Below are 23,786 nucleotides of genomic sequence, written 5' to 3'. Positions count from 1 at the left end.
CCGCACCTCAGGGCCAACGCCGCGATCAATCAGTTGATGAGCGACGCGATTGGCCCGCTGATTGAGCTCGGCATAGCTCAGTTGCTCACCCTCGAAACTCAAGGCGATGGCATTCGGCGAACGCTCTACCTGCGCCTCGATCCGTTGGGCGAGGCTGTGTTCGATGCTGAAGTTGTCACGAGCCGGATTCCATTGCTCCAACGTTGCCCGATGATCAAAGCCAAGACTGCCCAACAGCGTATCCGGTTGCTCGACCATCTCCAGCATTAACCCTTGCAGATGCCCGTCTATCTGCCTGATCAGTGCCTCATCGAAATGCCCCACGGCGTAGCTGTAATGCAACGACAGCTGCTCGCCCAAGCCAATCGCCAGGGTCAGCGGGTAGTGAGCCTGCTCGCTGTTGCGCACTTCCCCAAAGCTCAACTGAGAACCCGCTCCCTGCTCCAGCGCCGCCGAAATCGGGTAGTTCTCGAACACCAGCAAACTGTCGAACAGCGATCCGCCTTCCAGTTGCGCCCAGCGCTGAATCTCGGCCAGTGGCGTGTGTTCGTGCTCGCGCAGGTTGAGATTGAGGGTTTGCAGTTGCTGCAGCCAGTCGCCCAGCCGCTGCTCGGCGCGAGGTGTGGCAATGACTGGCAAGGTGTTGATGAACAGACCCAGCTGCTGCTCGATACCCCGCAAATGCCCCGGTCGCCCGGACACGGTGGCGCCGAAACATACGCAGGCCTGCCCGGTATAGCGCTGCACCAACAGCAGCCAAGCCGCTTGCAGTAGCGTGTTGACCGTCACTTTTTGTTGCCGGGCGAACTCGCTCAAGCGGCGGGTCTGCTCAATATCCAGCGATTGGTAATGATCTGCATGCTGCTCGACAGCCACTGTCGCCGAGCTTTGCGCCAGTTGCGTGGGCTCTGCGAGATCAGCTAATTGCCCGCGCCAGAAAACCTCGCTGAGGCTTGGGTCCTTAGCCTGCAGCCAGCCAATGTAATCGGCATAACCGGCCGACACCCCAGACTGAAAACCACCGTGATAACGCTGCAGGATTTCCCCCAACAGCTGAGTGTTGCTCCAGCCATCGAGGAGGATGTGATGGTGGGTGTAGATCAGGTGATAGTGGGTCGGGCCAGTGCGTACCAGCTGCAAACGCAACAGCGGTGCCTGGCCCAGATCGAATGGTTGCTGATCGGAGTCTGCCAGCGCATTCAGCGCTTCTGGCAGGTCTTCGCGAGTACGCCAGTCATGCTCAACGAACGGCACGCTGAGCTGCTTGCGTACCAGTTGCAGCGGTTGTGGAAGGTCGCCCTGCCAGAGGAACTGCGTGCGCAGAATCGGATGAGCATCGAGCGCGGCCTGCCAGGCTTGTCGGAAGCGCTCGGGGTCAACGCCTTCAATATCCAGGCGCATCTGATTGATGTAATGCCGTGTGTCCGGCGCGTACTGAAAATGGAACAGCATGCCCTGCTGCATGGGCGACAGCGGGTAAATATCTTCGATCTGTTCGGCGGGCAGTGGCAGTTGATCCAGTTGGTGTTGGGTGAGCCGCGCCAAGGGGAAATCTGCCGGGGTCACGCCACGGTTTTGTGTGTCACAGCAATGCTCGATAAGCGCCTTGAGTTCATCGGCGTAGGCGTCCACCAATCGCTGAATGGTCGCGGCGTCAAACACTTCGTGGCTGAAATTCCAATCCATCAGCAACTCGCCGCCGAACACCTGGCCTTCAATGCTCAGCCAGTTGGCCAAGGGCGCCTGACGGCTCTGCCCTTCCCCACTGCCTTCAGTGGCGGGAACAAACACAGCCTCCTTACTGAACTGCTGATCGAACTGGCCCAGATAATTGAACGTGATACGCGGCTGGGCGCCGGTTTCCAGTAACTTGTCAGCGGCGAGGTAACGCAGAACGCCGTAACCGATACCTTTGTTTGGCACACTGCGCAGTTGCTCCTTGATGGCCTTGATCGAACCCACCACGTCACTCGCAGGCACCAGTCGCAACGGGTAAAGGCTGGTGAACCAGCCCACGGTTCGGGTCAGGTCAACGTCGTCGAACAATTGCTCGCGGCCATGGCCTTCCAGCTGGATCAACGTGGCGTTGTGCCCGGTCCAACGGCAGATGACCCGGCTCAGGGCGGCCAACAACAGGTCGTTGACCTGAGTGCGATAGGCCGCCGGTGCCTGTTGCAGCAATTGCCGGGTGTGATGTGCATCGAGACGCAAACTGATGCGGCTGGCCTGAGCATTGGTTTGCCGCCCTTCGGGATTATCCCGTGGCAGGTCTGGCAAGGTGTCGTGTGTCTGCGCCTGCCAGTAAGCCAACTCCTTAAGCAGCTCTGGGCTATTGGCGTAATCAGCCAAGCGTGCCGCCCACTGCTGATAAGAACTGGTTTTATGTTCGGCGACGGGCGCTTCGCCGCGTTGCAGTCGCCCATAAGCCTGCTGCAGATCTTCCAGCAGCACCCGCCAGGAAACACCGTCCACGGCCAGGTGATGAACCACCAGCAACAGCCGCTGACTGCCATCCGCCATGTCCACCAACAGCGTGCGCAACAACGGCCCATCCTGCAAATCCAGGCTGGCTTGCGCTGCGTTGCAGTGTTCTCGCAGTTTTTCGGCAGAGTCGGCGGTGCGCTGCCAGAGTTCGACGGGCGAGCGGTCGACATGCCACTGCTGCCAGCCCTCACCCTTATCGCTGAAACGCAAGCGCAAGGCGTCGTGCTGTTGCACCAGCCAGTTCAGAGCCTGGGTCAATGCCGGGATGTCCACGGTTTGTCTGGCACTCAGCAGAACGGCCTGGTTCCAGTGCTCCCGCTGGGGGATGGGCTGCTGGAAAAACCAGCGTTGAATCGGCGTCAGCAGCACTTCACCGCTGACGGTTTCTCGATTGACGCGGGTCGCTTGCTCCTGCACCGCGACCTCGGCCAGACCGCGCAGGGTCTGGTATTGGAACAGGTCACGCGGCGTCAGGCTCAGGCCCGCCTGCCGGGCACGACTGACCACCTGAATCGAGACAATGGAATCGCCGCCCAGCTCGAAGAAGTTATCGTCCAGCCCAACCTGATCAAGTCCCAGCAACTGCTGCCATATCTCGGCCAGGACGATTTCCCGGCTGCTAGCGGGCGCGCTGAAAACCAGAGCCTGCTGAGCATCCGGGGCGGGCAAAGCCTTGCGATCCAGCTTGCCGTTGGGGGTGATAGGCAATTGTTCGAGTTGGACAAACACACTGGGCGTCATGTAGTCCGGCAGGGTCAGCAGCACATGACTCTTGAGCTGTTGATGGAGGTTTTGCGTGTCGTCGGACGCGGCCCGCAAGACGACATAAGCCACCAACGTCTTGCCCTCATGGACAAGTACCACGGCGTCTTTGACTTCTGGATGTTGCAGCAGCCGCGCTTCGATTTCTCCCAGCTCGATACGAAAGCCACGCAGCTTGATCTGATGATCGATACGGCCGATGTACTCGATCACGCCATCGGCTCGGTAGCGCGCCAGATCACCGGTGCGATAAAGGCGCTCGCCGGTGGTGGAAAACGGGTCCGGCACAAAGCGCTCGGCAGTCAGACCGGGACGCAGCAGATAACCCCGGGTGATCCCGGCCCCCGCCAGATAAAGCTCGCCCGGCACACCAATGGGCAGCGGCTGCAAGTCGCCATCCAGCAGATAGCTGCGGGTGTTGTTCAGGGGCCGACCGATGTTCGCGGTGCCGCCTGCTGTGCGGCGAGTCCAGGTGGAATAAGTGGTGTCTTCGGATGGGCCATACAGGTCGTAAACCTGATCGATATGGGGCAGTTGATAAAGCGCCTCCACCAACGCCTGCTTGAGGGGTTCGCCGGCCAGGTTGATGATCCGCACGCCGGGAGGAATTTGCCCAAGCCGCTGCAAACCAGCAATCGCCGAGGGAACGCTGTTGATCAAGCGCACCCGGTCGCGGGCAGGTAACTCGGGCAACGCCAGTGCGTTATCCGCCAGGACAATGAAGCCGCCGCTGGCCAGGGTGACGAAGATTTCCCACACCGACAGGTCGAAACACACCGACGTCGAGGCCAGCACACCTTGCAGATCCTCCCAGCTATAAACCTGCTGCGACCACTGAATCAAGGCTGCGACGTTGCGATGGGCAATCGCCACACCCTTGGGTTTGCCGGTAGAACCGGAGGTGTAGATCACATACGCCAGATTCTGCGCCGACACTGGTTGTGGCGGCGCAGTGTCCGGATAGGTCGAAAGCCAACTGGCATCATCCAGCAGCACCACCGTCGCCTGGGTCGCAGGCAAACCGGCCAACACCCCGGTTTCGGTCAAGAGCACCAGCGCCTGACTGTCTTCCAGCATGTACGCCACACGTTCGGCGGGGTATTGCGGGTCCAGTGGCACGTAGGCGCCACCGGCTTTGAGCACCGCCAGCAAGGCCACGATCAACTCGCTGCTCCGAGCCATGGCCACACCGACCCGCACTTCCGGGCTGACGCCCAGTTCGATCAGCTTGTGCGCCAGCTGGTTGGCTCGATTATCCAGCTGCTGGTAGCTCAGCTCCTGCTCGCCATCAATCAGCGCCAGCGCGTTGGGCCGCGTAGCCACTTGTGCGGCGATCAGCTCATGGATGCATTGGCTGTTCGGGTAGTCGAGGGCGTTGTGGTTCCAGTCGTGAATCAATGTCTGGTATTCGCTGGCATCAAGCATCGACAGCTCGCCGACACATTGCTGCGGATCCTGGACGATGGCTTGCAGCAGGTTGAGCCAGTGGCCTGCCATGCGCTGGATGGTTTCCGGTTCGAACAGGTCGCTGGCATAGGTCAGCGCTGCGTGCAGCCGTCCGCCTTTTTCCCAGGTATCCAGTGTGAGATCGAACTGGGTACTGCGGCCCTGATTTTCCACCAGTTCCAGCCTGAGCCCGGATGCAGTCTTGATCGAACTGATGTCGGCCACCTGCGGCTGATGGTTGTACATCACCTGAAACAGCGGCGTATGGCTCAGACTGCGTTCCAGCTTCAGGGCTTCAACCAGTCTTTCGAAAGGCAGATCCTGATGGGCCTGGGCACCCAGCGCCGCCTGTTTGATCGCTTGCAGGACATCACTGACGCGGGTCTGGCCGTCCAGCCGGGTGCGCAATACCTGGGTGTTAACGAAGAAGCCGATCAGGCCTTCGACTTCATTGCGGTTGCGGTTGGCGATGGGTACGCCAACGCGGATGTCGCTCTGGCCGGTGTAGCGATGCAGCAGCACGTTGAACGAGCCGAGCAGGAGCATGAACAAGGTGATGCTGTGACGCTGGGCAAGGCCTCGTAGCTGCTCCACCAGTGGGTGGTCCACCGCAAACTCATGGCGCACGCCACGATAGCTGGAGACGGCTGGCCGTGGATGATCCAACGGCAATTCCAGCGGCGGATGCTCGTCACCCAATTGCGCCTGCCAGTATTCCAGCTGCCGCGCCTGCTCCCCCGCCTCCAGCCAGCGGCGCTGCCACAAGGCGTAGTCGCTGTACTGAATGGCCAGCGGCGGTAACTGCGCCGGACGCCCCTGCTGGTGGGCATCGTAGAAGCCGGTGAACTCGTCGATCAGGACATTCATCGACCAGCCATCGGACACGATATGGTGCAGGGTCAGCAGCAGCACATGTTCGTCCATCCCCAGCCTGAGCAACTTGACCCGCAGCAACGGGCCGCGCCCCAGGTCGAAAGGCCGGGCCGCCTGCTGCCTTGCCTCATCGAGCACCCTGGCTTCGCGCTCGGCCCCAGACAGCGCGCTGAAATCTTCACGCTCAATGACCAGCGGTACCTCGCACGGCACCTGATGCAGGCTGTCGTCGCTGCGCCGTTCGAACACCGTGCGCAGGGTTTCGTGACGTTCGATCAGGCTGGCGAATGCCTGCTCGACAGCCGCCTCGTCCAGATGCCCGCGCAAACGCACTGCGCCGGGCAGGTTATAGGCGGCGCTTTGCGGGTCGATCTGCCAGAGGAACCACATGCGTTGCTGGGCGTAGGACAGCGCATCCCGATCATCGGCCGCCACCCCTTGCGGGATCGGAAACACCGAAAACTCAACCCCCTCCTGGCGCAACCCCTTGATAAACAGCTGGCGCTTTGGCAGCGGCAACTCAATGAAGCGGCGGGCGAGTTTCAGGGCGTCTTGTGCGTTCATCGGGAAGCATCCGTCATAAGAAGGTTGGGAGCCGCAGGCTCGACCAGTCCTCAGAAAACGGATGGGGTGAGGGGAAAATTAACCAGCGGTTGCCTGAGCCACCGGAGCGCGCCCATCGCGGGCAAGCGCGCTCCTACGGTCAGAATCGCGTTCTTTTCGTAGGAGCGCGCTTGCCCGCGATAAGGGCACCGCGAAACTTGGGGAAAATATAAATTCCCCCCTGGCAAATTCGTTCCCCCTTCAACCCCACCCTGACAAGAGTGCCCCACCGTGGATCTGCAGCCCGTTCTGTCCAAGCTGTTCGTCAATGCCGGTTCGGTCGGTATCGAAGGTGTTTTCCAGTTCGTCTTCGGCACCGAGCAGGCGATCTGGTCGGATGTGCAGGCCCGCACCGTGACCGAAAACGGCCGCCATGCTCAGCCGGACGTGACCATCGAAATCAGCAGCAACGACTTCCTCGGCATCATGAGCGGCATGGCGAACGTGGAAGAACTGTTCGCCAGCGGTCGTCTGAAAATCGGCGGCAACATGGGGTTGGCGACGCTGTTGCCGCAGATCATCGACAGCGCCCGGCGCGGCAATGACAAGCCCGCCAAAGTCGACATGAATCAGCGCTACCCGACACCGCCGCGCCTCAGCGAACAGGTCTCCGCCAGCCTGCCCGCCCAGCTCAGCGTGGAGCGGCGGCCACGCAGTGAAGTCACTGTCAGCGAGTTCAGAAATAACTACTTGCTCGAAGGCATTCCGCTGATCATCAGCGATGCACTGCAAGACTGGCCGCTGTTCAACATGAGCCGCGAGCAGTCCCTGAGCCATTTCGCCGAACTGCAAGGCATCACCCGCCATGGCGATTACGTGAAGAAAACCTTCTCCACTGATCGCGACTTCCGCTCAACGTCCATGGCCGACTTCATCGCCTCCCTGGAGCAACCCGCCAGCAAAGGGGCCGACGGCCAGCCACCGGCGTACATGGGTAACAACATCCTGCCTGCGCAGCTGCTGGCGCAGATCGATTACCCGTCCTATTTCGAGCGCTCGCTGTATATCGCGCCACGCATCTGGATCGGTCCCAAGGGCACCCTGACCCCGTTGCACCGCGATGACACCGACAACCTCTTCGCCCAGGTCTGGGGCCAGAAAGCCTTCATCCTCGCCGCCCCACACCACCGCCCGGCGCTAGGCACCTGGTCCACCTCCCCTAAAGGCGGTCTGGACGGCTGCGACTTCAACCCCGACGCCCCCGACTACCAACGCTTCCCCGCCGCAAGAGACGTGCCCTTTTTGCGCATCGTTCTGCAAGCTGGGGATTTGCTGTTCCTGCCGGAGGGTTGGTTTCACCAGGTGGAATCGGTGACCACGTCGCTGTCGGTGAATTTCTGGGTGAATTCGGGGCGGGGGTGGTAGCTCTATAGAGCTGCAGACAATGCCGTGGGACCGGCTTTAGCCGGGAAGGCGGTATTTCTGTCGATACAGATTTAGAGGATGTACCGGCCCTTTCCCGGCTAAAGCCGGTCCCACGAGATATCTGCTTGTGGCACCACTGCGCCCCAACACAACGCATCTGTGCCCCAAAAAATGCCTGTTAGCGGGCCAGCGCCTTAATTGGTTCGCCGCGTTGTGAACCTTTCGCCTTTCATCGCCTGAACCAGTACCGCGAACCTTTGGTAATTGGCCCCTACACCGCCACCTGCCCGTAATAAAGGGATAAAAACCACTCCCTCCAGCGTGAACCAATTTCCATTGGCATCGCTCTTGCACCAGCCCTTGTATACCGAATACCTGCCTACGAGCGAGTCGGGACATCTTTTTTGGTCTGCTGTGAGTGACCACGATGCAAAGGTTCGACCCTGACTTAACCATTGATAACTCGTCGAAGATGGCGCTGGATGCCTTGCGGCAGATGGTCGCCCAGCATGCCGCTTTCCCGCAGCGGGCGTTGCCGACCGAACGGGATCTGGCTGCCGATTTCGGCGTCAGCCGTCGGGCGATTCGGCGGGCGTTGTCGGTGCTGGAAGCCGAAGGGCAGATCTGGCGGCGTCAAGGCAAGGGCACCTTCGTCGGCCCTACTCCACCCAGCGCTGCGATGAGTTTCGCCAAGCTTTCCGGGCGGACCAATTTCAGTGAGGTCATGGAAGCTCGCCTGCATCTGGAGCCCGCGCTGGCATCCCTGGCGGCGGTGCGGGCCAATGGTGAGCAAATGGCAATTCTGCGCCGTCTGGCCGAACGCACTTCACGCCAGCAGGTCGCCGAGCATCCCGATGCCGAAGGCATTGAGCTGTGGGACAGCGCCCTGCATCGCGGTATTGCCGAAGCCGCAGGCAACCGGCTGATGCTGGACATCTTCGAAATGCTCGACGCGATCCGTCTTGACCCGGCCTGGCGCGACCTGCGTCATCGGGCCCGAAACGCGGACCGTCTCGACACCTATAGCCACGATCACGACGACATCGTCGGCGCCATCGAAAGCCGTGATCCGATCAAGGCCGCTGCTGCCATGCGCGGCCATTTACGTGCGCTGCAGCAAGCGCTGGATAACGTCATCAATCAAGATCTGGAGGCAAGTTTATGAGCGCCACAGCCCAGGCCACCGACACGGTATTAAGTGTCAGCGACTTGAACGTGTGCTTTGCAGGCGCGCCCGCCAATGTCGTGGACGGCGTATCGTTCTCGGTCAAACGCGGCAAGACCCTGGCCATCGTCGGTGAATCCGGTTGCGGCAAAAGCGTGACGTCCATGGCACTCATGGGCCTGCTGCCCGACACCGCGATAGTCGCGGCCAGTGCCTCCGGCCTGCTCGATGAAGCGTTGTTGGGTATGTCAGCCGAGCGTTTGCTGGATGTGCGCGGTAATCGCATGGCGATGATTTTTCAGGAGCCCATGACCTCTCTGAACCCGGTGTTCACCATCGGCGAACAGATCGCCGAAAGCGTGATCCGCCATCAGGGCTTGTCAGCCAGAGACGCCCGTCAGCGCGCCTTGCAAATGCTCGAAAAAGTCCGCGTGCCGGACGCCGCGCAACGCCTGGACGCCTACCCCCATGAACTGTCCGGCGGCATGCGTCAACGGGCAATGATCGCCATGGCGCTGGCCAACGATCCGGCCCTGATCATCGCCGACGAACCGACCACCGCCCTGGACGTGACCATTCAGGCGCAGATCCTGTCGCTGATCGCCAACCTGCAGGCCGAAACCGGCACGGCCATGATCCTGATCACTCACGATCTGGGCGTGGTCGCTGAAGTCGCCGACGATGTGATGGTGATGTACGCCGGACGTGTGGTGGAAAGCGGCCCGGTGAAAACCCTGTTCGATGATCCGCAACACCCCTACACCATCGGTCTGATGGGTTCGATGCCGTCGATTGGCCCCCGTGAAGGCCGTCTGGCAACCATCAACGGCCGCGTCCCGACACCGGCAGAAATGCCCACCGGTTGCCGCTTTGCCGGACGCTGCCCATTTGTGATTCAGGCGTGCCGCGAGGAGCGTCCGCCGCTGCTTGAGCTGTCGCCCGGACATTTCGCCGCGTGCATTCGTGCGCCTCTGGAACAGCATGTGGGAGTCAGCGCTTGAGCACCTCTGAACGACAGATCGTTGAACGCGTCAGCCACAAACTTATCCTCGAAGGCATCGGCCTGAGCAAGCACTTCGGCGTGGAAAGCGGAATGTTCCAGCGCAAAAAACCGCCCGTGCAGGCAGTCAACCAAGTGAACCTGTCGGTGCGCCAAGGGGAAACCCTGGCGCTGGTGGGTGAGTCCGGCTCAGGCAAATCGACCCTTGGCCGACTGTTGCTGAACCTGCTCAAACCCACTGCGGGCGACGTCATTTATGAAGGCCGCAACCTGGCCAATCTGGCGCCGGAAAAACTCCGCCAGGTGCGTCGTGAACTGCAGATCATCTTTCAAGATCCGTTTGCATCGCTCAATCCACGCATGACCGTGGAATCCATCGTCGGCGAACCGATCTGGCTGCACAGCGATACCAGCCGCAGTGATCGACAGGCCAAAGTCGCCGAGCTGTTGCGCACCGTAGGCCTGGCCCCTGAACACGGCGGTCGTCACCCCCATGAATTCTCCGGCGGCCAGCGTCAGCGCATCGGCATTGCCCGAGCACTGGCCTCCGATCCACGCCTGATTCTGGGTGATGAACCGGTCTCGGCGCTGGACGTTTCGGTGCAGGCGCAAGTGGTCAATCTGCTGGAGGACCTCAAGCATCAGTTTGGTCTGACCCTGGTGATTGTCGCACACGGTCTGGCAGTGATCCGCCACATGAGCGACCGCGTAGCGGTGATGTACCTGGGGGAAATCGTCGAACTGGCGCCGGTCAACGGGCTGTTCGAAAACCCTTTGCACCCTTACACCCAGGCGTTGATGGCCGCAGTGCCGGTGAGCCACCCGGACCTGCGTCATCCGCGTCCGCTACTGGGTGGCGACATGCCAAGCCCCAGCAGCCCGCCTTCTGGCTGCCGCTTCCATACCCGTTGCCCGCACGCCCGCGCCCTGTGCAAAGAGGTGGTGCCGGTGATGGAAACCGTCGACAGCGAGCGGCAGGTGGCATGCCACCTCTGGCGCGAGATCGCCAACGCTGGCGCCGGTACGTTGATTTTGCCGACATCCAGCGCGGCTTACACCCAGCGCCTGAATCTATTCAAAAACCATCAATCCCTTGCAGTGGAGAGCCAGCCATGAAAATCGCACGTGTCATGACAGGAACCTTGTTATTGCTGGCCGCCAACGCCGCCTTCGCCGAATCGACCCTGCGCATCGGCATTCAGGATGATCCTGATGTCCTTGATCCACATCGCTCGCGCACCTATTCCGGCCGGCTGGTCTACACCGCCCTGTGCGACAAACTGGTGGATGTGAACCCGGACCTGACTTACGCCCCGCAACTGGCTACCGCCTGGAACTGGAGCGAAGACGGCAAGACCCTGACCATGGCCTTGCGCGAAGGCGTGACCTACCACGACGGCGAGCCCTTCGATGCCGCATCGGTGAAGTTCAACCTGGACCGCGCCCGCACCCTGCCGGACTCTCTGCGCAAGAGCGAGCTGGCCTCGGTGGAAAGCGTTGAAGTCATCGACACCAAAACCGTCGCCATCAAACTCAAGCAAGCCGACGCCACCCTGGTCTCGCAGCTCTCGGACCGCGCCGGCATGATGCTCGCGCCGAAAGCTGCACAAGGTGACTTCGCGTCTAAACCAGTCTGTTCCGGCCCGTACAAATTCGTGCAGCGGGTGCAGCAGGATCGCATCGTGCTGGAGCGCTTCAACAACTACTGGAACAAAGGGGCCTATCACTTCGACAAAGTGATCTTCCTGCCGATTCCAGACACCTCGGTGCGTCTGGCCAACCTGCGTTCCGGCGATCTGGACATCATCGAGCGCGTGGCGCCGACCGACGTGAAGACCGCCAAGGCTGACAGCAATCTGGCGATCTACAACACGCCGGGGCTGGGCTACATGCAGCTGATGTTCAACACCAACAACGGCGAAAAAGCCAACTCGCCAATGGGCAAAGACAAGCGCGTGCGCAAGGCGTTCGAGCTGTCCATCGACCGTGATGCGATCAACCAGGTGGTGTTCGAAGGCCTGTATGCGCCAAGCGCCCAGCCGTTCCCGAAAAACAGCCCGTACTACGACAAGGATCTGCCGATCCCGACTCGTGACATCGAGAAGAGCAAGGCGTTGCTGGCCGAAGCAGGCGTGAAGCTGCCACTGGCGGTGGACCTGAAAGTCGCCAACAACCCAATCGCGCAACAAGTCGGGCAGATCATTCAGGCCATGGCTGAAGAAGCTGGTTTCAAGGTCAATCTGGTTGCCACCGAGTACGCCACCCTGCTTTCTGAACAGCAGAGCGGTAACTTCCAGATCGGCATGAGCGCCTGGTCCGGCCGTCCTGATCCGGATGGCGATATCCACCAGTTCGTGACCTGCAAAGGTGGCCAGAACGACGGCAAATACTGCAACGCCAAGCTCGACGAGTTGTTGAACAAGGCCCGCACCATCAACGATGTTGCCCAGCGTCAGGCTCTGTACAACGAAGCCCTGCGTCTGCTGGCTGACGAAGTGCCTACCGCATACCTGTATTTCGATCCGCGCATCATTGCCATGCGTAACAACGTGACCGGTTTCGTGCCGAACCCGGATGGCCTGATCCGTCTGAACAATGTCGCGTTCAAGCCATGACTGTGAATGATCGCCGTAACAACGAGGGTCCGGCATGCTGATGTTTATCCTGCGACGCCTTCTCAGTGCGATTCCGACACTGATTCTGGTATCGCTCTTCGTCTTCACCCTGCAGAAGCTGCTGCCGGGTGACCCGGTGCTGGCCATGGCTGGCGAGGAACGTGATCCGGCGGTCATGGAGTACCTGCGCGACAAGTATCGGCTTAACGACCCGATTCCCGTGCAGTACCTGAACTGGGTCGGCAACGTGCTGACCGGCGACTTCGGGACTTCGCTGCGCACCGAACAACCGGTGACCACGCTGCTGGCGTCCAAGTTGCCGGTGACCCTTGAGCTGGCGGTGCTGGCCTTGCTGATCGCGTTGTTGATCGGCATCCCCACGGGGATTATCTCGGCGGTGCGCAAAGGCACCGCCGTTGACTACGGGGCCAATGTCATCGCGCTGTCAGGGATCTCGATTCCGCACTTCTGGCTGGGCATCCTGCTGATAATGGTCTTCGCCGTGAAACTGCAATGGCTGCCAGCCTCGGGCTTCGTGCCGATGGGTGAGGATTTCGGGCAAAACCTGAAGACCCTGATCCTGCCGGCATTCGTGCTCGGCGCCGGGTTGTCGGGGATTCTCATGCGCCATACCCGCAGCGCCATGCTCGAAGTGTTGCGCACCGACTACGTGCGTACCGCCCGTGCCAAGGGCCTGTTCCCGCGTACGGTGATCCTCAAGCACGCGTTGCGTAACGCGTTGATGCCCATCGTTACCCTGACCACCTTGCTGTTCGGTGAGTTGCTCGGCGGCGCGGTGCTGACCGAGCAGGTCTTCAGCATCCCCGGCTTCGGCAAGATGATTGTCGATGCGGTATTCAATCGCGATTACGCCGTGGTGCAAGGCGTGGTGCTGTGCGTGGCGATTGGCTTCCTGCTGCTGAACCTGCTTGCCGACGTGCTGTACCGGATGATCAACCCGCGTCTGAGGACTGCTTCATGACCGCTATTGCCAGCCTCCCTCATAGTGCGATTGCACCGCGCAGCCGCTCGCCATTCGTTAAGAAATTCCTCGCCAACAAAGGTGCGGTAATCGGCGCGGTGGTGTTGTTGCTGTTTATCCTCGCGGCACTCTTTGCGCCGTGGATCGCGCCCCATGACCCGCTCAAAGCCAACTTCCTCGCGGTCCGCAAAGCGCCCTCGCTGATCTACTGGATGGGCACTGACGAACTGGGCCGCGATCTGTTTTCGCGGCTGCTCTGGGGGGCGCGCAGCTCCTTGCTGGCCGGGGGTGTTTCCGTCGCCATCGCCATGGTGATCGGTGTACCCCTGGGCCTGCTGGGCGGTTACTTCGGCGGCAAGCTCGACGCCGTCATTTCACGGGTCATGGAAGCCCTGTTGTCCTGCCCGTTTCTGGTACTGGCGATTGCCCTGGGTGCCTTCCTCGGCCCGAGCCTGACCAACGCGATGATCGCTATCGGCTTGTCGGCGATGCCGATCTTTGCCCGGCTGACTCGCGGCCAGGTGCTGGCCATCAAACACGAGGACTACCTGGAAGGCGCCCGTGCGATTGGCTTGCCGGATCGCTGGATCATCATGCGCTACGTGCTGCCCAACGTGATGTCGCCACTGGTGGTGCAAGCCACGTTGACCATCGCCTCGGCGATTCTGGCTGAGGCCAGTCTGTCGTTCCTCGGTCTGGGTCAACAACCGCCCTCGCCTTCCTGGGGATCAATGCTCAACACCGCGAAGAACTTTATGGAACAGGCTCCCTGGATGTCGATTGCGCCCGGCGTGGCGATCTACATTACGGTCCTGTGTTTCAACCTGCTGGGGGATGGCCTGCGCGATGCGCTGGACCCCAAAGGCTAACTTGTCTTTTTCTGCCAAAGAGAAACGCTAATGTTCGATGATCTGGATTACAGCCAACCTTACGCTTCGGCACGCTCGCCGGTGATGGGCAGCAACATGGTCGCCTGCTCTCAGCCATTGGCCGCACAGGCCGGGCTGGACATGCTGCGCAAAGGTGGCAACGCCGTCGACGCCGCCATCGCCGCAGCCATGGTCCTGACCGTGGTTGAACCCACCGGTTGCGGGATTGGCAGCGACGCTTTCGCCATTGTCTGGGACGGCAGCAAGTTGCAGGGCCTGAATGCTTCGGGCCGCGCGCCCCAAGCCTGGACACCTGAGTTCTTCGCCGGTCAGAGCAAGATGCCGCAACGCGGCTGGCCTGCGGTCACTGTGCCTGGCGCAGTGTCGGCCTGGGTCGAATTGTCCGAACGTTACGGCAAACTGCCGTTCGCCACCCTCGCCGAGCCTGCCATTGGCTATGCCCGGGACGGCTACCAGGTCACGCCGATCATCGCCCAGCTGTGGAAACGCGGCGCGGAACTGCTCAAGGACCAACCGGGCTTCGCCGAGTGCTTCATGCCCGATGGCAAAGCACCGGCCGCTGGCGAGAAAATCCAGCTCAAGGATCACGCCCGCACCCTGGAACTGATCGCCCAGACCAAAGGCGAAGCGTTCTATCGCGGTGAACTGGCCCAAGCGATCATCACTCATGCCAACGCCAATGGCAGCGTGATGAGCCTCGACGATCTGGCCACCCACACCGTGGACTGGATCGACACCCTGTCGGTGCCCTATGCCGGTGCTGTGGTTCACGAACTGCCGCCAAACGGCCAAGGCATCGCCACCCTGTCAGGCCTGACCATGCTCGAAGCACTGGGCGTCGGCGAGCATCCGGTGGACAGCCTGGAAACCGTGCACCCCGTGCTGGAAGCCATGAAACTGGCCCTTGCCGACCTGGATGAGCACGTGGCGGACAACGATCACATGCGCGTGCCTTCCGAGCAGTTGCTGGACAAGGCCTACCTGATGGAGCGCGCCGGTCTGGTGACCGAGCAGGCCGCCAATCCTGGCCACGGTTCGCCAAAACCAGGCGGCACTGTCTACCTCTCGGCGGCCGATGAAAGCGGCATGATGATCTCGTTCATCCAGTCCAACTACATGGGTTTCGGTTCCGGCGTGGTTGTACCTGGCACAGGTATCAGCCTCCAGAACCGTGGCGCAGGTTTCTCGCTGGACCCGCAGCACGTGAATTACGTCGCACCACGCAAGCGTCCGTTCCACACCATCATCCCCGGCTTCGTGATGAATGCCGATGGCACGCCACTGATGTCTTTCGGCCTGATGGGCGGGCCGATGCAGGCTCAGGGTCACTTGCAGATGATGATGCGCATCCTGCGCTATAAGCAGAACCCGCAAGCCGCCGCAGACGCACCGCGCTGGAGGCTGGAAGCGGGGCTGAAGGTGGCGGTGGAGCGGACCTTCGACCCACAAGTCGTCGAAGCTCTGCGCGCCAAAGGTCACGACATCGATGTTGAAGAGCCCAACGGCGTATTTGCATTTGGTGGCGCGCAGATTATTCAGCGCACGGCACACGGGTATGTCGGTGGTACTGATCCCAGAAAAGATGGCTTGGTAGCGGCCTACTAAAAACACGGAATTCCTACGTGCAACCTATTTTGCGCGTAGGGTTTCTCTCTATAAATCCCAACAACAACCCAATAAAAAAAAACAAACAGAAACTTCCTACATAAATCCACACTTCAACTTTTAGTTACCAATAAGAACTACCAACACCTGGAACGCTTCAAACATCCCCACTTAGTATGATCGCTCCTTAACCAGCGGCATTACTTTATGAAAAAGCAATTTCTCTACGCATGGATTTCCATCCTCGCGATCACCCCCGTTCTTTCTGCCCAGGCGAGCCAGGAATCTAGCTGCACGCTGCCCACTGAGCAGGAGGTTACCGCGCTGTTCGAGCGGTGGAATAACTCCTTGAAAACCGGCGATGCCAAGGCCGTCGCAGCCAACTACTCGGCCAATGCAGTCTTGTTACCCACACTGTCCAACACCCCCCGCAAAGATGCTGCTTCCCGGATTGATTACTTCAAAAGCTTTCTGAAGAAAACCCCGTCCGGCCATATTGACAGCCGCACCATCAAAACTGGCTGCAATACGGCATTGGATACCGGCACCTACACGTTTACCTTTGGTGACAACTCCAAAGTGCAGGCCCGATATACCTTTACTTACGGATTGATCGGCAACAAGTGGCAGATTACTTCCCATCATTCGTCTGCAATGCCAGAGAAAATGGCCAGCGCGATGTAAATATGAACTGACTGGACCGGGATGTTTTATGTAGGAGCGCACGAGCAACGCGAGGCCGCGATAGCGGTGTGTCAGGCAGATACACTATCGCCGCCTCGCCTTGCTCGTGAGCTCCGGGTCTTATCTTTGCGGCGCGACAGCGCGGTGTCAGTGAGCGGCGTTCCAACTCCTGCAATAATCGTAACTCCACTGTTTGCCAGCCCCCATCGCGTGTAGCCTCCATCCTATGAATCCCCAGCAGGACCACACCCCAATGGCCACCCCCTCTGCCTGCACTGCCGCGGTTGATCCGCCGCCGAAGAACGTGGTGTTTGTCGCTTATCCGGATATGGGTCTGCTGGATCTGACAGGGGCGCAGACGGTGTTCTGGGCGGCCACCAAGGCCATGAGCGAGCGCGGTTTGCCCGGCTACACATTGCACACCGCGAGCATGGATGGCGGCTTGATGCTAACCGCTGAAGGACTGGCGGTGCAGACTGCCCAGTTGCTGCAATTCGCTGATCTGCAGATCGACACGCTGATCGTGCCCGGCGCGCCGAATATCCTCAAAGCCTTGTCCGAAACCCGCCCGCTGACCGACTGGATCGCGGTTGAATCCTTGAAAGCACGGCGCACTGCGTCGGTGTGCAGCGGCACCTTCCTCATGGCTCAGGCCGGTTTGCTGAACGGCAAGCGGGCGGCAACCCACTGGGCGATGTGTGACATGCTCAAAATGCACTTCCCTGAAGTTGAAGTCGATCAAGACGCTATTTTCGTGCGACAAGGCGCGATCTGGACCTCTGCAGGTGTGAGTGCCGGTATCGACCTGGCCCTGGCCCTGGTGGAAGCGGATTTCGGCCATGACATCGCCATGCAGGTCGCTCGGGAGCTGGTTGTCTATCTCAAGCGCCCCGGCGGCCAGGCGCAATTCAGTGAAATGCTGCAATCCCAGACTCAAGACTGCGAACAGTTCAACGAACTGCATGGGTGGCTTGCAGATAATCTTCATCAGCAGGATCTGAGCATCGAAACCCTGGCGCAAAAAGCCCGCATGAGTCCGCGCAACTTCACGCGGGTCTACAAACAGAAAACCGGGCGCACGCCAGCAAAAGCCGTTGAAGGTTTTCGCCTGGAAGCGGCTCGACGCCTGCTGGAAAATTCCACGCGCAACATCGACCAGATCGCCGCGGCCTGTGGGTTTGGTGATGAGGAACGCATGCGAGTGACGTTCCAGAGACATCTGGGTATTTCCCCTCGAGACTATCGCAGTCGCTTTTCACGCTGACCCCTGACTGGCCGGAAATCAGGGGTATTTGTCGTTTCGCCAAATGCCGGCCGCCTCTACCATCTACTGATACCCATTGCTGCTCACCCTCCCCGTTGATCTTTCGTGGTTCCCACTGGAGCTGCGCAGCGTTGGCTCGTCCCTGAAAACTCAAGAATGGAATTCATCATGACTCAACAGATTCTGGTTCTAGGTGCTGGTTTCGGCGGTTTGTGGAGCGCACTGGCCGCCGCCCGGCTACTGGACAATCATGACCGCAACGACGTGCAAATCACCCTGCTCGCCCCGCAAGCCGAGCTGCGGATCCGCCCGCGTTTTTATGAGCCGGACGTTCATTTGATGAAAGCCGATCTGGGCCAATTGTTCGAAGCGACCGGCATCACCTTTGTCCAGGGCATGGCTGACAACATCGACGTGAACGGCAAGCGCGTTCAGTACCTGACCAGCCAGGGTGAGCAGGGCTGGCTCAATTATGATCGTCTGGTTCTGGCCACTGGCAGCAGCGTCAATCGGCCTGATCTGCCGGGGGTTGCCGAGTTTGCTTTCGATGTCGACACCATCGAATCAGCAACCCGTCTGGAAACCCATTTGAAAGCTTTGGCCCAACAGCCCGAGTCTGCTGCTCGCAACACTGTGGTCGTGGCAGGAGGTGGTTTCACCGGAATTGAAACGGCGACTGAGATGCCTGCTCGTCTACGGGCCTTCCTTGGGGAGCACAGCGCTGTACGGGTGGTGGTGATTGATCGCGGCGCAGCGACCGGGTCGGCATTTGGCGCAGGCATCAACCCGTCAATCGTCGAGGCTTGCGATGCTCTGGGCATCGAGTGGAAAGCCGGCACTTCAGTCGCAGGCCTGGATGCCAAGGGTGTGACGCTCGATAGCGGTGAGTACATCGAGGCAAGTACCGTGATCTGGACCATTGGCTTTCGCGCCAACTCGTTGACCGAGCAGGTACCGGGTGAACGCGACCCACAAGGGCGGCTGTATGTGGACGCCAATCTTAAAGTGCTGGGCCAGGATGCGATTTATGCAGCAGGCGACGTGGCCTATGCCGCTAGTGATGATCTGGGCAACTACGCTGCAATGTCCTGCCAGCACGCGATTTCTCTGGGTCGGCACGCCGGGACCAACGTCGCCGCCGAGTTGATTGGCGTAGAAGGCAAGCCTTACAGCCAGCCCAAATACGTGACCTGCCTGGATCTGGGTGCCTGGGGTGCGGTGTATACCGAAGGTTGGGATCGCCAGCTCAAGCTGGTCAAGGACGAAGCCAAGAAGCTCAAGACCTCCATCAACACCACCTGGATCTACCCGCCGGTCGCCGAGCGAAGTGCGGCGTTGGCTGCGGCGGATCCGACGATTCCGGTGGCGTGAGGATTTGAAGCCTGAACCGGTAGGAGGTCGATAAAAAGCACAACTCTGTGGGAGCGAATTCATTCGCGAAGAGGCCAGTACAGTCGATACATCTCCTTTGCCTGTACCCCCGTCTTCGCGAATGAATTCGCTCCCACTGGTATCCGATGTGCTGTCTTCGGTTACTGCATCAACGAGTAAACCAGCGCCGACATGGATACCACACCCACAACCACCACGAATACGTTGGACGCCTTGCCCGCGTATTGACGCATGGCCGGGACTTTGTGGATGGCGTACATCGGCATCAGGAACAGCAGCGCGGTGATGATCGGCCCGCCGAGGGTTTCGATCATGCCCAGGATGCTCGGGTTAAGCGTTGCCACGGCCCAGCACACCACCAGCATCAAGGCAGCGGTCAGACGATCCAGCAATTTCGGAGCGGGACGCGCACCGGTCTTGGCCACCAGTCCTTTGAGGCCTTCACTGGCGCCGATGTAATGGCCGAGAAACGATTTGGCAATCGCCACAAAGGCAATCAGTGGCGCAACAAAGGCGATGGTCGGATTGCTGAAGTGGTTGGCCAGGTACGACAGGATCGAGATGTTCTGCGCCTTGGCTTCGGCCAGTTGTGCTGGCGACAGGGTCAGCACGCAACTGAACACGAAGAACAGCACCAGCACCACCATCAGACCGTGGGCACGGGCGAGGATCTGCGCGCTGCGGCCTTCGGCCTGATCTCCATACACGCGCTTCTGGTCGACGGCGAAGGCCGAGATGATCGGCGAGTGATTGAAGGAGAACACCATCACCGGAATCGCCAGCCAGAAGGTATGCAGGAAAGCCGATGGCGCTGGCAGCGTCGTAGCGGTGCTCAGGATGCCGCCATTCCAGTGCGGAACAAGGAATACCGCGAGGAACAGCAGAGCAACGATGAACGGGTAGACCATCAGGCTCATGGCCTTGACGATAAACCGCTCGCCGCAACGCACCACCGCCAGCAGACCAAGGATCAACACGAACGCCAGCAAGGCTCGGGGCGGCGGCTGGATGTGCAGTTGGTGCTCTAGAAAGCTGCCCACGGTGTTGGTCAGCGCCACGCTGTAGATCAGCAGAATGGGGAAGATGGCGAAGAAATACAGCAAGGTGATCATCGTCCCGGCGCCTTTGCCGAAATGCTGCTCCACCACCTCGGTAATGTCCGCACCCTCACGCCCGGACAATACAAAACGGGTCAGGGCCCGATGGGCGTAGTAGGTCATCGGGAACGCCAGCAACGCCAGGGCCAGCAAGGGCCAGAAACCACCAATGCCTGCGTTGATAGGCAAAAACAGAGTGCCGGCGCCGATGGCGGTACCAAACAAGCCGAGCATCCAGGTGGTGTCGTGACGACTCCATGCCGCGATAGGTGTGACGGCTGCGTCGAATCGTTGCTCGACGCTATTGGCCTGATCATTCATCCGGTCGAATCTCCGTGCCGGTTAATACAACATGGCAGGGACGCGGCAGATAAACGGGCAGTTTCGCGTCCCCTCAGAAAAAGAGGGGCGCGATTGTCGTGTATTGGGGTTGAAAATCAAAGGGTTGTCGGACGGGATGGTTGTGATTGGCAATAATTCCTGTTGGAGCGGTGCTTGCCTCCCAATCAGCCGCTGCGGTGTATCAGGCATGCCGCGTTATCGTTCTTCGCGGGCAAGCCTCGCTCCAACAGACAATCGCGATCTGATATGGGAGCGGTGCTTGTCCCATCAAGTCAGCATCTGATCCATCCGCCCCTTGCGCCGATACGGGAACACGTCAATCACCTTGCCCTGCCTGATCGCCTGTTGAAGGCTTTTCCAGTAATCGGCGTCGTACAACTCGCCATGCAGGGAGTTGAACAGTCGGCGCTGGGTCATGTCGGCGAACAGGAAAGGCGGAAACTCTTCGGGGAACACGTCCAGCGGGCCGATGGAATACCAGGGCTCCGAGGCCATTTCGTCTTCCGGGGTGCGCGGGGTCGGGATGCGGCGGAAGTTGGCTTCGGTGAGGAAGCAGATTTCGTCGTAGTCGTAGAACACCACGCGGCCGTGACGGGTGACGCCGAAGTTCTTGAGCAGCATGTCACCAGGGAAGATATTCGCCGCTGCCAGTTGTTTGATCGCCAGACCATAGTCTTCAAGGGCCTCGCGAACCTGAGCGGCGCTGGCGTTTTCCAGATACAGGTTCAACGGCGTCATGCGTCGTTCAGTCCAGCAATGGCGGATCAATACAGTGTCGCCTTCCACTTGTACTGTCGACGCCGCTACTTGCAACAGTTCGTTCAGGCACTCCGGCTCGAACTTGCTCAGGGGAAAACGAAAATCGGCGAACTCCTGGGTATCGGCCATGCGCCCTACCCGATCGACGCTTTTCACCAGCCGGTATTTTTCGATCACGGTGGCGCGGTCAACGTTCTTGGACGGTGAAAAACGGTCCTTGATGATTTTGAATACGGTGTTGAAACCCGGCAGCGTAAACACGCTCATCACCATGCCGCGCACGCCGGGGGCCATGATAAAACGGTCGTCGGTGCTGGCCAGGTGGTTGATCAGGGCGCGATAAAACTCGGACTTGCCATGCTTATAGAAGCCAATCGAGGTGTACAGCTCCGCGATGTGTTTGCCCGGCAGAATGCGCTGAAGGAAGCCGACAAACTCTGCCGGCACCGGCACGTCCACCATGAAATACGAACGGGTGAAGGAGAAGATGATCGACACCTCGGCCTCATCGGTAATCAGCGCATCAATGCGAATCCCGCCGCTGTCGGGATGCAGCAGGGCAATCACCAGCGGCCATTGCTCATCCTGGGTGAAGATCCGTCCGACCAGATAAGCCCCTTTGTTGCGATACAGCACCGAAGCGAACAACTCGGCGACCAAGGCCGGATCCTTGCAGACCCAATCCGGCAGGCTCTCGCGCAGGCTGGACTCCAGGGATCGCAGGTCTGAGGTGAGATCCGCGTAGGGCACGGCGAAACGGTAGTCGTTGAATATCTGCCGCAACATGCCGGGGATGTCATTGGCAGTCTGATAGCGGCGGGTTTGAGCGACACGTTCGTGGGGGCGCATCGAAGGGCGCGTGGTGTGGATAAACATGCAGCCGTCGCTGATCAGGTCATGACTGAACAGTCCGCAGAAAATCGAGTTGAACCAGGTTTCCGCCAGCTCATCATCCAGCCGCACATCAATCAGTTCGATGTAGGCGCTTTTGACTTGCGGCCAAGCGCTCACATCCAGCAGCTGTGCAGCGTCGAACGCCAGCCGCAAGGCGGCGCCGGTCTGGTTGACCCTTTCTTCATACAGATTGATCCGCGCGGCCGAAGCCTGCTGTGCCTCTTGCCACAGCGCCTGTTCAAAGCGCGCCTGGGCACCGTCGGCGATTTGTCGAAACCGGTCACGATAAGCGTCGAAGCCCGCGAGGATCGTGGCGGCAATGGAGGCGGCCAACGGTGGGCTTGGCATGGGGAAAACCTCTGAAAGTGCGGGTATTGGCAGCTTAGCAGGGGTGGCTGAACAGACTGGCCCCGTAGGAGCCCAACGAGGTTTCGAGGCCCGCGATGGCGGTGTGTCATTGTGGTACGGCTGATGCTGCTCCCCTTCAGTGGGAGCGAGCTTGCTCGCGAAGGCAATCGTACACTCACAACATTAGCTGTGGATGTACCGGCCTATTCGCAAGCAAGCTTGCTCCCACAGAGTCTGTGTAATGGCCGCATTCGCGGCCGTCTTAATCTCCGATTGCTTCCATAAGTCCGGGGTTACTCAGGCCCGGAACTACGGTTCAGATCTTGAAGCTCTCCACCAGATGCTTGAGCCGACCGGCCTGTTGCGACAGTGCGGCGCAGTCGGTCAAGGTTTCGTTGAGGTTGGCCACACCCTGCTGGTTGAGCATGTTGATCTGGTTGATATCGACATTGAGGGTTTCCACCACGGCGGTTTGCTCTTCCGTGGCCGCAGCCACCGACTGGTTCATGCCGTCGATCTCGCCAATGCGCTGGGTAACGCTGACCAGCCGACTGCCGGCCTGATTGGCAACTTCCACACTGTCCAGGCTGCGGGCCTGGCTTTCGTTCATGTTGTCGACCGCTTCATGAGAACCCAGTTGCAAGGCGACGATCATGGTGTGGACCTGATCGGCAGACTCCTGGGTGCGATGCGCCAGGTTGCGCACCTCATCGGCTACCACCGCAAAACCACGTCCAGCTTCGCCCGCCCGTGCGGCCTCGATGGCGGCATTAAGCGCCAACAGGTTGGTTTGCTGGGAAATGCCTTTGATCACGTCGAGGATTTGCCCGATGTTTTCGGTGCTGGTGTTGAGCGTCTCGATCTGCTTGCAGGAATCACTGATCTTGGTCGACAGGCTGCTCATGGATTGAATGGTTTTTTCCACCACTGCCCGGCTGTCATCGGCCTGCTCCCGGGCCTTGCTGGCCTGGCTCGAGGCATCCGACGCGTTGCGGGCGATCTCCTGGGTAGCGGCCCCAAGTTCGTTGATCGCGGCTGCGACACTGTTGGTGCGGGCGCTTTGCTCGTCGAAACCCAGCAGCGACGAGTTGGAAGACTCCTCCACTCGTTGGGACAGGTCATGCACCAGCAAGGTGGCCGACGACACTTCCTTGATAGAGGCATGCACGCGCTCGACAAACTGGTTGAACGAACTGCCGAGCTCGGCGAACTCATC

The 23,786-nt window shown here is 60.0% G+C and carries 15 protein-coding genes; 11 read left to right on the top strand and 4 right to left on the bottom strand.

Annotation, left to right across the window (positions count from 1 at the left end; translation table 11 throughout):
- On the bottom strand, positions 1 to 6,129 hold a 6,129-nt coding region (locus IV01_RS12210; RefSeq protein ID WP_032628717.1), incomplete at its 3' end, for a non-ribosomal peptide synthetase.
- A gap of 270 nt (positions 6,130 to 6,399) precedes the next feature.
- On the opposite strand from IV01_RS12210, the gene IV01_RS12215 reads away from it, so the two are divergent.
- The 11 genes from IV01_RS12215 to IV01_RS12265 all read left to right on the top strand — a co-directional run bounded on the left by IV01_RS12215 (position 6,400) and on the right by IV01_RS12265 (position 19,109).
- Positions 6,400 to 7,533, top strand: a complete 1,134-nt coding sequence (locus tag IV01_RS12215; RefSeq protein WP_032628716.1) for a cupin-like domain-containing protein — start codon at positions 6,400 to 6,402, stop codon at positions 7,531 to 7,533.
- Positions 7,534 to 7,960: 427 nt separating this feature from the next.
- The gene (locus IV01_RS12220; RefSeq protein WP_032628715.1) at positions 7,961 to 8,698 is read left to right on the top strand and encodes a FadR/GntR family transcriptional regulator; all 738 of its coding nucleotides are present in this window, start codon (positions 7,961 to 7,963) and stop codon (positions 8,696 to 8,698) included.
- Positions 8,695 to 9,699 (top strand): ABC transporter ATP-binding protein, encoded by a 1,005-nt coding sequence (locus IV01_RS12225; RefSeq protein ID WP_032628714.1) that lies wholly within the window; start codon positions 8,695 to 8,697, stop codon positions 9,697 to 9,699. The genes IV01_RS12220 and IV01_RS12225 overlap by 4 nt, the downstream gene beginning before the upstream one ends.
- Before the next feature lie 92 nt (positions 9,700 to 9,791).
- The gene (locus tag IV01_RS12230; RefSeq protein ID WP_050507590.1) at positions 9,792 to 10,814 is read left to right on the top strand and encodes an oligopeptide/dipeptide ABC transporter ATP-binding protein; all 1,023 of its coding nucleotides are present in this window, start codon (positions 9,792 to 9,794) and stop codon (positions 10,812 to 10,814) included.
- Positions 10,811 to 12,313 (top strand): ABC transporter substrate-binding protein, encoded by a 1,503-nt coding sequence (locus IV01_RS12235; RefSeq protein WP_032628713.1) that lies wholly within the window; start codon positions 10,811 to 10,813, stop codon positions 12,311 to 12,313. Before IV01_RS12230 ends, IV01_RS12235 begins: the two co-directional genes overlap by 4 nt.
- A gap of 34 nt (positions 12,314 to 12,347) precedes the next feature.
- A complete protein-coding gene (locus IV01_RS12240; RefSeq protein ID WP_032628712.1) occupies positions 12,348 to 13,295 on the top strand; it encodes an ABC transporter permease in 948 nt (315 codons plus the stop codon).
- Complete coding sequence (locus IV01_RS12245) at positions 13,292 to 14,164, top strand: ABC transporter permease (protein ID WP_032628711.1); 873 nt, start codon at positions 13,292 to 13,294, stop codon at positions 14,162 to 14,164. The genes IV01_RS12240 and IV01_RS12245 overlap by 4 nt, the downstream gene beginning before the upstream one ends.
- 30 nt (positions 14,165 to 14,194) lie before the next feature.
- Positions 14,195 to 15,790: a gamma-glutamyltransferase family protein gene (locus IV01_RS12250; RefSeq protein WP_032628710.1), complete on the top strand. Its 1,596-nt coding sequence runs from the start codon at positions 14,195 to 14,197 to the stop codon at positions 15,788 to 15,790.
- Positions 15,791 to 15,997: 207 nt separating this feature from the next.
- Positions 15,998 to 16,474 (top strand): nuclear transport factor 2 family protein, encoded by a 477-nt coding sequence (locus IV01_RS12255; RefSeq protein WP_032628709.1) that lies wholly within the window; start codon positions 15,998 to 16,000, stop codon positions 16,472 to 16,474.
- A gap of 253 nt (positions 16,475 to 16,727) precedes the next feature.
- Positions 16,728 to 17,738, top strand: a complete 1,011-nt coding sequence (locus tag IV01_RS12260; protein WP_032628708.1) for a GlxA family transcriptional regulator — start codon at positions 16,728 to 16,730, stop codon at positions 17,736 to 17,738.
- A gap of 168 nt (positions 17,739 to 17,906) precedes the next feature.
- A complete protein-coding gene (locus tag IV01_RS12265) occupies positions 17,907 to 19,109 on the top strand; it encodes an NAD(P)/FAD-dependent oxidoreductase (RefSeq protein ID WP_032628724.1) in 1,203 nt (400 codons plus the stop codon).
- Between the two features lie 161 nt (positions 19,110 to 19,270).
- On the opposite strand, the gene IV01_RS12270 is transcribed toward IV01_RS12265, so the two are convergent.
- The 3 genes from IV01_RS12270 to IV01_RS27480 form a co-directional block, all read right to left on the bottom strand.
- Positions 19,271 to 20,548: an aromatic amino acid transport family protein gene (locus IV01_RS12270; RefSeq protein WP_032628707.1), complete on the bottom strand. Its 1,278-nt coding sequence runs from the start codon at positions 20,546 to 20,548 to the stop codon at positions 19,271 to 19,273.
- Between the two features lie 288 nt (positions 20,549 to 20,836).
- Positions 20,837 to 22,570: a bifunctional isocitrate dehydrogenase kinase/phosphatase gene (gene aceK, locus IV01_RS12275; protein WP_032628706.1), complete on the bottom strand. Its 1,734-nt coding sequence runs from the start codon at positions 22,568 to 22,570 to the stop codon at positions 20,837 to 20,839.
- A gap of 316 nt (positions 22,571 to 22,886) precedes the next feature.
- Entirely contained in the window at positions 22,887 to 23,675 is a 789-nt protein-coding gene (locus IV01_RS27480; RefSeq protein ID WP_418903535.1) for a methyl-accepting chemotaxis protein, read from the bottom strand.
- Positions 23,676 to 23,786 lie beyond the last annotated feature (111 nt).

The organism is Pseudomonas syringae (genome assembly GCF_000737245.1).
Lineage (GTDB): Bacteria > Pseudomonadota > Gammaproteobacteria > Pseudomonadales > Pseudomonadaceae > Aquipseudomonas > Aquipseudomonas syringae_J.
This window is presented reverse-complemented; position numbering and strand designations above follow the sequence as displayed.